Below are 13,158 nucleotides of genomic sequence, written 5' to 3' on the forward strand. Positions count from 1 at the left end.
TGCGGCGGGGCCATTGTGTTGTCCGGGGCTCAGGCGCCGGCCGGTACCGCTTCCTTGCGGACCGCGGCGAAGCCCTTGGCCCACGGCACCAGCTGGTCCACCATCGGGGCCAGGGTGCCGGCGTTCTGCTCGGTCGGCTTGAACTCGGTGAAGTTCTCGAAGTCGGTGAACAGGCTGAACATCACCTGGTTGCGCACGTGCGCCAGCTGCAGCTCGGACAGCGCCCCGCGCAGGTGCTCAGCGGCGCGGGCCCCGCCCATCGAGCCGTAGGAGACGATCCCGGCAGCCTTGTTGTTGAACTCGACGTTCAGGAAGGACAGTGCGTTGACCAGGGCCGGGCCGGCCGAGTGGTTGTATTCATTGGTCACGAAGATGTAGCCGTCGAACTCGGCGATCCGGACCGAGAAGGCCTTGGTGTGCTCGTTCTGGTAGTTCTGGTACGCGGCGGGGAACGGCTCGTCCAGCAGCGGCAGGTCGAACGTGTTGATGTCCACCAGGTCGAAGCTGGCATCCGTGCGGCCGGCGAGCTGGGCCAGGGTCCACTCTGCCACCGCGTTGTTCACGCGGCCCGGGCGGGTGCTGCCGGTGACGATGGCGATCCGCGGCAGCGAGCTGTCGGCCGGGAGCGCGGCGTGCTTGGGGCCCTGCGCCGGGGCGGCGGTCTCGGCCGGGGCCGGGGCGGGAGCGGCGGGCACCGGGGCCGCACTCCGGGACTTGCGGAAGAGGTTCTTGAACCAGGACATGGCTGCCTTCGGTAGGAAACTTGATCTTTCAACCATCGTAGGGGGCTCTTAGATGATGTGTCAACAACCAGTCCGCCGCCATACCCGCGCCCCGTCCCGGGCGGGGTTGTTGCTACCGGCCGCCGGACCGGTCCGCCTGGTCACGCTCCGCGACGGTGCGCAGCCGCTGCAGGCTTAGTTCCATGCCGTCCCGCATGGTCCTGGCCCGGTTCCGGTCCGTGCCGAAGCCGCTGACGATGATCCACCCGAGCCGGGTGATCGGGCGCACCACCAGATACGACTGAGTCACCCGGGTGCCGCCATCCTCCGGCTCGAACCGGTAGCGCCACTGGAGGGTGCCGCACAACGGCTCGGTGCGGGAGAAGGCAAACTCCCGTCCCGGTTCGGCCACGGTGACCATCGGCTTGTTCGACCAGGAGATCCGGCCCACCCTGTTCCGCGCCTTGAAGCGGACTCCGGGGGCCGGCCCGGTGGCCCCGTCCAGCCAGCGGCATTCGACGATCTCCGGGCTGTACTCGGGTGTGCGGGCCACGTCCGCGACGATCGCATAGACCGTCCCGGGCGGCGCATCAATGTGGATGCTCAGTTCCTCATGGTCCAGCGACTGCATCGGCTGCCTTCCTCCCTGCGGACCGGCCGCGGGGCTGTTGCGGTCACCCGGACGCGGGCCGTTCCGGCCGCGGCTTCGGATGCTTCGTTCCCGGGGGTACCGGGGGCGGTTCGGGCGCGGACCGGCGTGCCGACTGGGGCTTCGGCTCCGGCAGGCCTGCGGGCTTTGCCGCCGTGAACAGCCACTCGTCGAAGAGCAGGTCGAGGTCCTGCCCCGAGATCCGTTCGGCCAGCGCCATGAATTCGCCGGTGGAGACGTTTCGTCCGGCGTAGCGCTTGGCCCAGGTGCGCAGGACGCGGAAGAAGTCATCGTCCCCGATCTTCTGGCGCAGCGCGTGCAGCGCCATCGCTCCGCGGGCATAGACCGCGGTGTCAAAAATCAGGTCGGCGCCCGGATCCCCGACCGTTACGTCCCAGAACGAATCGGTGGCCGGCAGCGACGCCCAGTTCTCGAAATTCTCCTGGGCGGTGTCCTGGCCAAGGTGTTCGCTCCACAGCCATTCGGCGTAGGTGGCAAAACCCTCGTTCAGCCAGATGTCCCGCCAGGAGTCGATCGTCAGGCTGTCGCCGAACCATTGGTGCGCCAGTTCGTGGAGCACCGTGGAGGGGCCCAGGACCGGATCCGCGAAAATCTCCTTGTTGTAGATCGGGCGGGTCTGGTTTTCCAAGGCGAACCCCAGGCCGGCGAGGTCGTCGACGATCCCGCCGGCGTCGCGGAACGGGTAGGGACCGAAGTTCCCGGCCAGGAAGTCGAGAATCTCCGGCTGCCGGTCCAGTGCGGTCCGTGCCTGTTCGCCCAGCGACGCCGGCGGCGCCGAGATGGCAGTCCAGTCATTGGCATTGGCCGGGCTGCCGGCCGGCTCCCCGGCGGCCCGCCAGCCGTCCCAGGTGTCGCCGTCGTCCTCGAAGGAGGTGCTGCCCACCCCGGTGGAGACGGCGATGTCGTCGATGAAGACGCCGGCGCCCTGCACACGCTCGTCGCTGGCATAGGTGATGGCCAGTTCCATGTCCCGGCCGGCATAGGCGGACAGATCCACCGCCCACTGTTCCCAGCCGTCGCTGGCCCCGCTGGCCGCCCACCATTGGCCCGAGGTGCCCGACGCCGTGCAGGGGCCGCCGCCGGCGTCCGTCTGGTAGTGCGCCAGGAAGGGGTGGATCCGGTGCCAGTTGGGGCAGGAGGAACCGGTGGCGGCACTGGTATGGCCGTTGGCGTCGGGCAGGGTGGTCCAGTCCTCGGCACCGGCGGTACGGGCTTCGACGAACATGAAGTCCCGGTCCTGTTCGGTGTCCCGGTCCGTCCAGAAGGACAGCGCCGCACCGCCGGCCGGGACGCTGATGGTGCGTGCCAGCCGTTTGTAGGATCCGTTGCCGGCCTGCGACCAGGCGTAGCTGGTGCCGGTCCGCGGCAGCGCCGGCGGCTCGAAGAGGTCCGGGTCCAGGGCATCCAGGATCCGGATCCGGCCGTCCCGGGCCGTGTCGAACCTGAAGTTCCCCACGCTCGCGGTGGCGAGATAGGGGGCCATCGGCTCCGACGCCTGCCAGGCCCAGGTGGTCCGGCCGTTGCGGGTCTTCCGGGACTGCAGCCGTCCGTTCGCCACCACTTCCAGCCCCTCGGGGACGGTGATCCGGAAAGTGTAGGACGCCTTGTCCCGGGGGTGGTCGTTCACCGGGAACCAGGTGGCGGCAACGTGCGGCTCCCCGACGATCAGGGCGCCGTCGTCGGTGGCGAGGAAGCCGCTGCGGCCGAACTGATCGTTGATGGCCGCCGGCACGCCGTCGTACCTGACCGCGACGGTGAACCGGTTCCCCTTCGGCAGCCCCCGCTTGGGTGTCACCGTCAGCTCGGCACCGTCCCGCGACCAGACGGCAGCTGCGCTGTTCACGTCCACGGACCGGACGGTCAGCCCGTCCAGGTCCAGGTTGAAGGCGGACAGGTTCTGGGTGGCCCGGGCGGTCAGGGTCGCGGTCCCGCTGAGCACATCGGTGGCCGGGTCGTAGGCCAGGTCGAGCAGGTAGCGGTCGACGTCGTAGCCGCCGTTGCCGTCCAGCGGAAAGTAGGGATCGTTCAGCCCCGGCTCCCCGGGCCGGAAGCTGCCGCCGCTGCCCTCCGCGGCCGGGACGGACAGCGCGGTGGCGGCGAGCAGCAGGACGGCAACTGCCGAAACCCGCCGCCGGGCCCGGACGGCCCGCCAGGCATCGATCCGCATTCCCAGCAGCTGCTTGGCGGCCATGGCTCCTCATTCCGACGAACGAAAGGTGCTCTGGTTACCCAGCAGTGTAGGGCCGCCGCCTGCCCGGCGATAGGGCCGCCGGCGGCAGCGGCCTCCGGCGGCCCGGATCGGCTGCGCCGGACGGCAGCCAGTCGGTGGATCAGGGAGCGGGCGAACCGCCGCGGGGACGAACGTAGTCGAAGAGCACGGCGGTGTTCGTCCCGGCCACCTCCGGGCGGACGCTGAGGTTCTGGGCCACCAGGTCCCGCAGCGCCGCGGAGTCCGGCACCGCCACGTGGATCAGGAAGTCCCGGTCCCCCGTGACGAAGAAGATCGCTTCGACCTCGGGCAGCCCGGCAAGGTAGTCCTCGAACTGGCCCAGGTTCGAGCGCGCATGGGCCTGCAGCCGGATTGAGATCAGCGCCTGCAGGCCGCGGCCGACCGCCGCCGGATCCACCTCCGCATGGAACCCGCGGATGATCCCGCGCTCCTGCAGCGACCGGATCCTGCCGTGGCAGGTGGAGGGGGCGATGCCCGCGGCTGCGGCAATGGCGTTGTTCGGGGTGCGGGCGTCGGCCTGCAGGATCCGCAGGATGATCCGGTCGGTATCATCCAGTCCGCCGGCTCGAATTTCCTGCGGTCCACCGGCCTTCCTGCGGACGCTTTCCGAATGATCTGGCATACTGCCGAGCCTACCGAGAATGTTCGGCGAATTCATTGCATTCCCACTGACATATCTTCACCATAGGCTCCAACAGTTCCGTTCGGATTCCGGGCCGCCGCGGCCCGACCAGCAGGAGGACACACCATGCACTATCGGTACCCGGGAGCCACCCCGCCGCGCAGCGCCGTCGTCGTCGGGGCAGGCATGGTGGGACTGGCGACGGCCTGGCACCTGCAGGAACGGGGCGTGGAGGTGACCGTGCTGGACCGCTCCGGCGTGGCCGCCGGCGCGTCCTGGGGCAATGCCGGCTGGCTGACTCCGGGCATGGCGATGCCGCTGGCGGATCCCACGCTCTGGTCCTACGCGCCGAAGGCCCTGCTCGACCCCACCGCCCCGCTGCATATTCCGGCCCGGCTGGATCCGCGGCTCTGGACGTTCCTGGCCCGGTTCGCGCGCCACGCAACGGCCGGGGCGTGGCAGCGGGCGATGGCTGCACTGACCCCGATCGACCGGATGGCCCTGGATGCCTTCGACGAACTGACCGGTTCCGGCGTGGCGGCGTGGACCAAGAAGGGCCCGTTCATCATCGGCTTCGAAAACGAGCAGCAGAGCGGACCGTTCGTCCACGAGATCCAGCAGGTGGAACGGGCCGGCCAGCGCGTGCCGCTGTATCGGATGACGGACCCGCAGCTCAAGGTCCCCCAGCTCTCGGCCGCGGTGGGTGCCGTGTTCGAACTGGAAGGCCAGCGTTTCATCGAGCCCGGGCCGTTCGCCGAGGCCCTGGCCGATGCCGTCCGGTCCCGCGGCGGCCGGATTGTGCCCGGCGCCGAAGTCCGCGGGCTGCGGCACGGCCCGTCCGGGATCGCCGTCGACGCCTACGGGCACGAACCGGTGGCGGCCGACGTCGTGGTGCTGGCCACCGGGGCCTGGCTGCCGGCGCTGGCCAAGCCGCTGGGCGTGCGCACCATGATCCAGGCCGGACGCGGCTACTCCTTCAGCGTGGCGACCGAGGAGCCGGCCGAGTTCCCGATCTACTTCCCCGCCCGCCGGGTGGCCTGCACGCCCTACCAGGGCCGGCTGCGGATCGCCGGCACGATGGAGTTCCGCGGCCCGGACGAGCCGCTGCAGACCGGCCGGATCGACGCGATCCTGGCCTCGGTGCGTCCGTTGTTCACCGGAATGGACCTGGAGGACCTGGCGGACCTCTGGGTGGGCCCGCGGCCGGTCACCCCGGACGGTCTGCCGGTGATCGGGGCGACGCGCGCCCCCGGGGTCTTCGTGGCCGGCGGCCACGGCATGTGGGGCATCGTGCTCGGGCCCGCCACCGGGAAGCTGCTGGCCGAGCAGATCGTCACCGGCACGGTGCCCGAGCAGCTGCGCGGCTTCGACCCGCTGCGCTGAGCCGCCGGCTATCCGGCCGGCTCCGGTGCGGCGTCGCGGATGACCGCGGACTCCCGGTCGAAGCCGGCCAGCAGCAGGTCCAGGCCATAAAGGAACGCCTGCCGGGCCCGGTCCGGGCCGCCGAGGCCCTCGCGCAGCGCATCCTGCAGCGCCGTGCTGGCACCGGGCGCCGCCGCCCACACCTGCTCCGGCGCCGCGGCGTCCAGGGCCGAGCCGAGCACGAAGGAATCCAGCACCGTGATCGCCTCCAGCGTGCGCCTGGGCGCAAATCCGGCTGCGGCGAAGACCTGTGCCAGCACGTCGTACATATGCAGGGTGGCGGGGTCCCGGACCGTGTAGGCGGTGAACAGCGGGATGAGCCGCGGATGGGCGGCGTACGCGCGGCGGTATTCGACGGCGATGGCCCGGACGGTGCCGGTCCAGTCCCCGCCGTCCGCGTTACCGCCGGCGGGTGCGAGGGCCGGATCCGGCAGGGCGATGCCGGCGACCGTCGCCCCGCGCATCAGTTCGATGATGTCCGCCTTGCCGCTGACATGGTTGTACAGCGAGGAGGCGCTGACCTTCAGCCGCGCCGCGAGCGCGGGAATGGTGAATTCGCCGTCCCGGTCCACCATCGCCAGGGCCTCGCGGGCAATGGCCTCGGGCGAAAGCTTGGGCTTGAGCGGGCGCGCCATGGGATCCTCCATCCGGTTTCCAACCACTTTAAACGAATTAAATTCGTTTTACCCCTTGCGCCACTCCCGCGGGCTGCCGAATAATAAACGAACGCTATTCGTTTTATGTGATCCAGCTCCCATCGGGAAGGCCCCCATGCTTGAAATCACGCGGCTGACCGCACCCCACTCCCCCGCCCGCGCCGCCACCGGCACTGCCGCCGGCACCCGCCCGCCGCTGCGCGCCGGACTGGTCCAGCACCGCTGGCAACCGGATCCGGCAGCCGTGGCGGCGGAGCTCGACGAGGGCATCGCCCGCGCCGCCGCACTGGGCGCCGCCGTCGTCTTCCTGCCGGAACTGACGCTCTCGCGCTACCCGGCGGACCGGCTGCCGGCAGGCCGGCCGGCGGACCTGGCCGAAGACCTGGCCACCGGCCCGACCTTCACCTTCGCCGCCGCGGCAGCCCGCCGCCACGGCGTCTGCGTGCATGCCTCGCTCTACCAGCGGGCCGACCGGCCCGATGCCGAGGACGGGCTGGGCCTGAACACCGCGATCCTGGTCTCCCCCGCCGGCGAACTGCTGGCCGCGACACACAAGCTGCACATTCCGGTCACCGCCGGATACTACGAGGACCGGTACTTCCGCGCCGGCCCGTCCGGCGAGGACGCCTACCGCGTCCACGCCCCGGCCGAACTCGGCGGCGCCCGGCTGGGGCTGCCCACCTGCTGGGACGAGTGGTTCCCGGAGCTGGCCCGGCTGTATTCGCTCGGCGGCGCCGAACTGCTGGCCTACCCGACGGCGATCGGCTCCGAGCCGGATTTCCCCGAATTCGACACGCAGCCGCTGTGGCAGCAGGTGATCGTGGGCAACGGCATCGCCAACGGCCTGTTCATGGTGGTGCCCAATCGCTGGGGCGACGAGGGGACCAATTCGTTCTACGGTTCCTCCTTCATCTCGGACCCGTACGGGCGGATCCTGGTCCAGGCCCCGCGCGATGCCTCCGCGGTGCTGGTGGCGGACCTGGACCTGGACCAGCGCCGGGACTGGCTGACGCTCTTCCCCTTCCTGGCCACGCGCCGGCCGGAAACCTACGGCAGGCTGACCGAGCCGGTGCGCGCCGACGAACCGTTCGGCACCCCGGCAGCCGCCGGGACCACCGTGCAGGCCGGAGCCTGAGATGGGCTGGCTGATGCCGGCGGAAACCGCCGTCCACTCCCGGATCTGGATGGCCTTTCCGCCCGGCGGCTACACGCTGGGCGACAGCCCGGAGTCCGCGCACGCGGCGCGCTCCACCTGGGCCGCCGTCGCCAATGCCGCCGTGGAATTCGAACCGGTCACCATGGTCGTGGACCCCGCGGATACGGACGTTGCCCGGCGCTACCTCAGCCCCGCCGTCGAACTGGAAACCGCACCGCTGAACGATGCCTGGATGCGCGACATCGGTCCGACCTTCGTGACCAACGACGACGACGGCCGGCTGGGCGCCGTGGACTGGGTGTTCAATGGCTGGGGCCGGCAGGACTGGGCCCGCTGGGACAAGGACTGCCGGATCGGGGCCGCCGTCGCCGGCTGGGCCGGGGCGGAACGGATTTGCTCCCGGCTGGTGAACGAGGGCGGCGGCATCCAGGTCGACGGCGAGGGCACCGTGCTGGCCACCGAGACCGTCCAGCTGGACCCCGGGCGCAATCCCGGTGCCACGAAAGCCGAGGTGGAGGCCGAACTGGCCCGCACGATCGGTGCGCGGAAGGTCATCTGGCTGCCGCGCGGACTCACCCGCGACTCGCAGCGCTACGGGACCCGCGGGCATGTGGACATCGTGGCCGCAATCCCCGCGCCGGGCACCCTGCTGGTGCATGCGCAGCGCAACCCGGCGCATCCGGACCACGCCGTCAGCCGCATGATCCTCGATTTCCTGGCCGGCACCACGGACGCGGCCGGGCGGCCGTGGCGGATCCTCGAACTGCCCGCGCCCGAGGCCGTGCGCGACGAGGCCGGCTGGGTGGACTACAGCTACATCAACCATCTGGTGCTCAACGGCGGCGTCATCGCCGGCACCTTCGGCGACCCGGCGGACGAGAAGGCACTGGCCATCCTGGCCGACGCCTATCCGGGCCGGCGCATCGTCGGGGTGGATGCCCGCGAACTCTTCGCCCGCGGCGGCGGCATCCACTGCATCACCCAGCAGCAGCCCTACGTTCCGCGAAAGGCACGATCATGAGCCAGCAGACCGCCATCCGGTCCGGCACGGTCCGCAGCAAGGGCCTGGCCGGCGGCCGGCTCGGGCTGACCGCCGCCGTCGTCATCGGCATCTCCACCATCGCCCCTGCCTACGTGCTCACCTCCACGCTGGGCCCGACCGTCCAGGCGGTGGGGACCCACCTGCCGGCGATCTTCCTGGCCGGGTTCGTGCCGATGTTCCTGGTGGCGCTGGGCTACCGCGAACTGAACACGGATTCGCCGGACAGCGGCACCACATTCACCTGGGTCAGCAAGGCCTTCGGCCCGATGGCAGGCTGGCTGGGCGGCTGGGGCCTGCTGGCGGCCAACATCATCGTGCTCTCGAACCTGGCCGGCGTGGCGGTGGACTTCTTCTACCTGTTCCTGGCCCAGCTGACCGGGACGCCGGCGATCGCGGACCTGGCCGCCGACAAGGTGGTCAATGTCGCCACCTGCCTGGTCTTCGTGGCGCTGGCGGTCTGGATTTCCTGCCGCGGCATCCATACCACCCGGGCCGTGCAGTACCTGCTGGTGGCCTTCCAGCTCGGCGTGCTGGCCTGGTTCATCGCCGGCGCCCTGGGCCGGATCGGCACGGTGGCGGGAACGGCGCCGCTGGCCTTCAGCTGGGAATGGTTCAATCCGCTGGGCATCGGCAGCTTCTCCGCCTTCGCCACCGGACTGTCGCTGTCCATCTTCGCCTTCTGGGGCTGGGACGTGTGCCTGACCATGAACGAGGAAACCCGCAACGGCGGACGGACCTCGGGCGTGGCCGCGGCGGTGACCGCCGTCGTCGTGCTGGCGATCTACCTCGCCGGTTCGATCGCCACGCTGATGTTCGCCGGCACCGGCGACACCGGACTGGGGCTGACCAATCCGGAGCATGCGGAGAACATATTCACCGCCATTGCCGGGCCGGTGATGGGGCCGTTTGCGATCCTGCTTTCGCTGGCGGTGCTCTCCAGCTGCGCCGCGTCACTGCAGTCGACGATGATTTCACCGGCGCGCAGCCTGCTGGCCATGGGCTACTACCGGGCGCTGCCGGCACGCTTCGCCCGGGTCCACCCGCGGCTGCAGTCCCCGGTGTTCGCCACCGTGGTCTCCGGGGCAGTCTCGACCGGCTTCTACGCGCTGATGCGCTTCGCCAGCGAGAACGTGCTCAACGATACGATCATGGCCTTGGGCCTGATGATCTGCTTCTACTACGGGCTCACCGCGCTCGCCTGCGTCTGGTACTTCCGCCGGACGGCCTTCACCAGCCTGCGCCACTTCCTGCTGCGCTTCCTGTTCCCGCTGGCCGGCGGCCTGGGGCTGGCGGTGGTCTTCATCCAGACGGCGGTAGACAGCTGGGACCCGGCCTTCGGCAGCGGCTCGGAAGTCTTTGGCGTCGGGCTGGTCTTCGTGATCGGGGTCGGCATCATCGGCCTGGGGGTGGCGGCGATGCTGCTGATGCGCCGGATCCGGCCGGAGTTCTTCCGCGGCCAGGTGCTCGCCAAGGACACCCCGGCACTGGTAGTCCCCGGGTAGCCCCCACCTCCCGATCGACTCGACGGATAACGCCGTTTTGAACGCTGAAAAGGGCGTTATCCGTCGAGTCGATGGGCGGGGGTGGTGGCGAAGCAGGCGGCCGCATAGTCCAGCACCGCCGCGGCACGCGGACTGAGGGCCATCTGCTCCGGCCAGACGGCAATCACCGCGGTCACCCCGGCGCGCGGGGACAGCGGCCGGGCCACCACGGGCCGGCCCTCGGTGCTGGTGTCCTGCGAGTTCGGCCGGGACATCAGCAGGCTGTAGCCGAGGCCGCGGCCGACCAGGGCCCGGACCAGCTCGATCAGCGGCACGGCCATGAGCAGGTTCGGTGCCAGGCCCCGCTCGGCATACATCAGGCGCGTGTTGGCGGTGCTGGGGGTCGAATCGAGCATGATCAGCGGTTCCGGGGCCAGGGCTGCCAGATCCACCGTGGCGTCCCCGGCCAGCCGGTGGCCGGCGGCGAGCATGGCCATTACCTCGGTTTCGTAGATGTTCCGGCGCTGCAGCCCGGCGGGCAGCTGCAGGTCGTAGACCACCGCCGCATCCAGCCGCCCGGCGTCGAGGGCCGCGAGCAGTTCGTCCTGGCTGCCGACCTCGATGCCGAGGTCCACCTCCGGGTGCAACGCGGGGAAGCCCTCCAGGACCGGCGGCAGGACGTTGCTGGCTAGGCCGGTGTAGCAGCCGAGCCGGACCGGGCCCCGGAGCCGGCCGCGCAGGCCGGCCAGTTCGCTGGAGAGCTCGCCGGCCTCCTTGAGCAGCCGGCGGGCGCGTACCGCGAAGAACTGGCCGGCCGGAGTCAGTTGCAGGCCCTTTGCCTTGCGCCGGACGCACAGCTGCTCCCCGACGGACTTCTCCAGTCCGGTCACGGCCTGCGACAGCGCCGGTTCGGAAATGTGCAGCGCCGAGGCCGCCGCGCTGAGCGTGGGGTAGTCCGGCAGCGCGGCGAACAGCTCAAGCTGGCGCAGGGTGAAGTCGGCCATGCATCTTCCATCCGATCAAAGACATTTGGTAATTTTCCGAAGTTTACCCACCATAACCCGGATGTGACACTGGTTACGCTGCACCTTCGACCATGAGCCCCAGGAGCTGACCATGACCGCTTCCCGCACCGGGCAGTGCCCGTTCGCCCCCGCCGCCGACGACGGCGCCCCGCGGCCGGCGCCCCGCGCCGCCGCAGCCTCCACCGCCGTCGTGCCCGGCTCCGCAGCGCCCGTCGCCGACTGGATCGATCCTGCGGAACTGATGGCGGACCCCTACCCCAGCTACGAGCGCCTGCGCGCCGAGGCCCCGGTGGCCTGGGTGCCGGCGCTGAACAAGTACCTGGTCACCAGCTTCGCCGAATGCCAGGCGGTGGAACAGGACCAGGAGGTGTTTTCGGCCAATGTCAGCGGCGCCACCATGAACCGCGCGCTGGGAGCCCGGCCGATGCTGCGCAAGGACGATCCGGACCATGGCGCGGACCGGCAGGCCATCAATCCGACGCTGCGGCCCAGGAACATCAAGGAAACCTGGGCCCCGGTTTTCGAACGCAACGCCCGCACCTACCTGGAGGCACTGGCAGAGCAGGGTCCGGACCGGGCGGACCTGAACCGCGACTACGCCGCCCCCGTGGCCTCGCAAAACCTGATCGACCTGCTCGGCCTCAAGGACGTGGCGGTGGCGGACATGCGCCGCTGGTCCCACGCGTTCATCGCCGGGACCGGGAACCTGCTCGACGACCCCGGCATCTGGGCACGCTGCGACGCCGCACAGGGCGAGCTGGACGGGCTGCTGGCGGAACTGATCCCGCACTACCGGCGGCACCCCGACGGCTCGATGACCTCGGCCCTGGCCAACAGCGGCCTGCCGTACGACAACGTGGCCGCCAATGTGAAGCTGACCATCTCCGGCGGCATGAACGAGCCCCAGCATGTGGCGACCAACATGGTCTGGGCGCTGAGCCGCCATCCGGACCAGCGGGCCCGGGTGCTGGCGGAGCCGTCGCTATGGCCGGCGGTCTTCGACGAAACGGTCCGCTGGCTCTCGCCGATCGGCATGTACCCGCGCGAGACCACGCGGCCGGTGGTGCTGGGCGGCGTCGCACTGCCCGCAGGTGCCCCGCTCGGCATTGTCGTCGGCTCGGCGAACCGGGACGCGGCACGCTTTGACAACCCGGCGGCATTCGACGTCTTCCGGCCCCGGCAGGCCCATCTGGGCTTCGGCAGCGGGGTCCACCTGTGCGCCGGCCACTGGGCGGCGAAGACGTCGATCGGCCAGCTGGCCGTGCCGCTGGCCTACGAGCGGTTTCCCGGACTTCGCACCGACGACCGCCGCGCCGAAAGCTGGGACGGCTGGGTCTTCCGCGGGCTGACCAGCCTGCCCGTGACCTGGGACAGCTGACCGGGCGGCCGGCCCCCGCTCAGCCGCTTCAGTCGCTCGGCGTGGTGTCGGTGGTCAGTCCGCGGTCGTCCGGCTCCTGCTTGTCCTGTTCCTCCGCCGGGCCCGCGGCTTCGTCCGGGGCGGGGACGTCCGCCGGTTGGCCGCCGCCCCGGCCCGCGGCCGGAGCGGCTTCTTCCGGTTCGAAGGTGTTGGGCTCGTTCGTGGCGCCGACGCCCACCCCGTCCGGGGCATCGGGCACGGTGCTGCCGGTTGGTCCGCCGGAGCCCTCCCCGGCAGCGCGCTGGTCCTCGGTGCTCATGGCCTTCTCCCTTTCCTGCGTCGGTCCGGTCAGTGGCGGCGCCCGAAGAGGCGCCAGGGCCAGCGGCGGGGCCGCCGGCCAGATCCACTGTGGGCATGTTCATGCCCCTGCTTTTCGAACGGGTCCGACACGTCATCCGGGACCGCCCCGGTTTCGCCGGCGATGATGTGGGCGGTGCCGGGGCCGGGAATCTGCGCCGCGGCCAGGTTGGGCACCGACGGGGCGGCGGCGGAGCCGTGCACCGGCAGCGGACCCATGCCCTCGGGGCGCCGCCCTTCGGGCGTCCGGGACCCGGGCGGCTCAGGGGTGTCCTGCGGGCGGTTCGGGTCGGCGGCCATGTCCATACTCCCTGCTCCTGGGCCGTTGGCTTGGAACCAACCATATTCCTGCCGCGGCGGAATCGTAAGGGCCGGCGTTGCTGCCGGCCCCGCGGCGCGGCTTGTCGGTGCAGCATGA

Annotated in this window: 13 protein-coding genes; 5 read left to right on the forward strand and 8 right to left on the reverse strand. The window is 70.8% G+C overall.

The features are described 5' to 3' along the window. Positions 1-29: 29 nt before the first annotated feature. From LVY72_RS03345 to LVY72_RS03360, 4 genes are all read right to left on the reverse strand, one after another. Entirely contained in the window at positions 30-608 is a 579-nt protein-coding gene (locus LVY72_RS03345; RefSeq protein ID WP_237818172.1) for an NADPH-dependent FMN reductase, read from the reverse strand. A gap of 247 nt (positions 609-855) precedes the next feature. After that, positions 856-1,353: an SRPBCC family protein gene (locus LVY72_RS03350; protein ID WP_237818026.1), complete on the reverse strand. Its 498-nt coding sequence runs from the start codon at positions 1,351-1,353 to the stop codon at positions 856-858. Between the two features lie 43 nt (positions 1,354-1,396). Then, on the reverse strand, positions 1,397-3,583 hold the full coding sequence (locus LVY72_RS03355) for a M1 family metallopeptidase (protein ID WP_237818027.1): 2,187 nt from the start codon (positions 3,581-3,583) through the stop codon (positions 1,397-1,399). Between the two features lie 139 nt (positions 3,584-3,722). Beyond that, positions 3,723-4,244 (reverse strand): Lrp/AsnC family transcriptional regulator, encoded by a 522-nt coding sequence (locus tag LVY72_RS03360; RefSeq protein WP_237818028.1) that lies wholly within the window; start codon positions 4,242-4,244, stop codon positions 3,723-3,725. A gap of 126 nt (positions 4,245-4,370) precedes the next feature. On the opposite strand from LVY72_RS03360, the gene LVY72_RS03365 reads away from it, so the two are divergent. After that, positions 4,371-5,627 (forward strand): NAD(P)/FAD-dependent oxidoreductase, encoded by a 1,257-nt coding sequence (locus LVY72_RS03365; protein WP_237818029.1) that lies wholly within the window; start codon positions 4,371-4,373, stop codon positions 5,625-5,627. Positions 5,628-5,635: 8 nt separating this feature from the next. Here LVY72_RS03365 and LVY72_RS03370 read toward each other — a convergent pair whose 3' ends face one another. Beyond that, on the reverse strand, positions 5,636-6,301 hold the full coding sequence (locus LVY72_RS03370; RefSeq protein ID WP_237818030.1) for a TetR/AcrR family transcriptional regulator C-terminal domain-containing protein: 666 nt from the start codon (positions 6,299-6,301) through the stop codon (positions 5,636-5,638). A gap of 136 nt (positions 6,302-6,437) precedes the next feature. Between LVY72_RS03370 and LVY72_RS03375 the strand changes: the two genes are divergently transcribed. From LVY72_RS03375 to LVY72_RS03385, 3 genes are read left to right on the forward strand one after another with little or no spacing between them, the layout of a single operon-like run. After that, positions 6,438-7,457, forward strand: coding sequence for a nitrilase-related carbon-nitrogen hydrolase (locus tag LVY72_RS03375; RefSeq protein WP_237818031.1), 1,020 nt, complete (start codon positions 6,438-6,440; stop codon positions 7,455-7,457). A 1-nt stretch (position 7,458) separates the two neighbouring features. Then, positions 7,459-8,499: an agmatine deiminase family protein gene (locus LVY72_RS03380; RefSeq protein WP_237818032.1), complete on the forward strand. Its 1,041-nt coding sequence runs from the start codon at positions 7,459-7,461 to the stop codon at positions 8,497-8,499. Further along, a complete protein-coding gene (locus tag LVY72_RS03385) occupies positions 8,496-10,022 on the forward strand; it encodes an APC family permease (RefSeq protein ID WP_237818033.1) in 1,527 nt (508 codons plus the stop codon). Before LVY72_RS03380 ends, LVY72_RS03385 begins: the two co-directional genes overlap by 4 nt. A gap of 56 nt (positions 10,023-10,078) precedes the next feature. Here LVY72_RS03385 and LVY72_RS03390 read toward each other — a convergent pair whose 3' ends face one another. After that, positions 10,079-11,005 carry a LysR substrate-binding domain-containing protein gene (locus LVY72_RS03390; RefSeq protein WP_237818034.1) on the reverse strand — a complete coding sequence of 309 codons (927 nt, stop codon included), beginning with the start codon at positions 11,003-11,005 and terminating at the stop codon, positions 10,079-10,081. 112 nt (positions 11,006-11,117) lie between these two features. Here LVY72_RS03390 and LVY72_RS03395 point away from each other — a divergent pair, with 112 nt between their 5' ends. Then, complete coding sequence (locus LVY72_RS03395) at positions 11,118-12,404, forward strand: cytochrome P450 (protein ID WP_237818035.1); 1,287 nt, start codon at positions 11,118-11,120, stop codon at positions 12,402-12,404. Positions 12,405-12,432: 28 nt separating this feature from the next. Here the strand turns inward: LVY72_RS03395 and LVY72_RS03400 are convergent, their stop codons facing one another. Both LVY72_RS03400 and LVY72_RS03405 read right to left on the reverse strand, forming a co-directional pair. Further along, a complete protein-coding gene (locus LVY72_RS03400) occupies positions 12,433-12,702 on the reverse strand; it encodes a hypothetical protein (protein ID WP_237818036.1) in 270 nt (89 codons plus the stop codon). Between the two features lie 29 nt (positions 12,703-12,731). After that, a complete protein-coding gene (locus LVY72_RS03405) occupies positions 12,732-13,046 on the reverse strand; it encodes a hypothetical protein (protein ID WP_237818037.1) in 315 nt (104 codons plus the stop codon). Between the last annotated feature and the right edge of the window lie 112 nt (positions 13,047-13,158).

Source organism: Arthrobacter hankyongi, assembly GCF_022012395.1.
Taxonomy (GTDB): Bacteria; Actinomycetota; Actinomycetes; order Actinomycetales; family Micrococcaceae; genus Crystallibacter; species Crystallibacter hankyongi.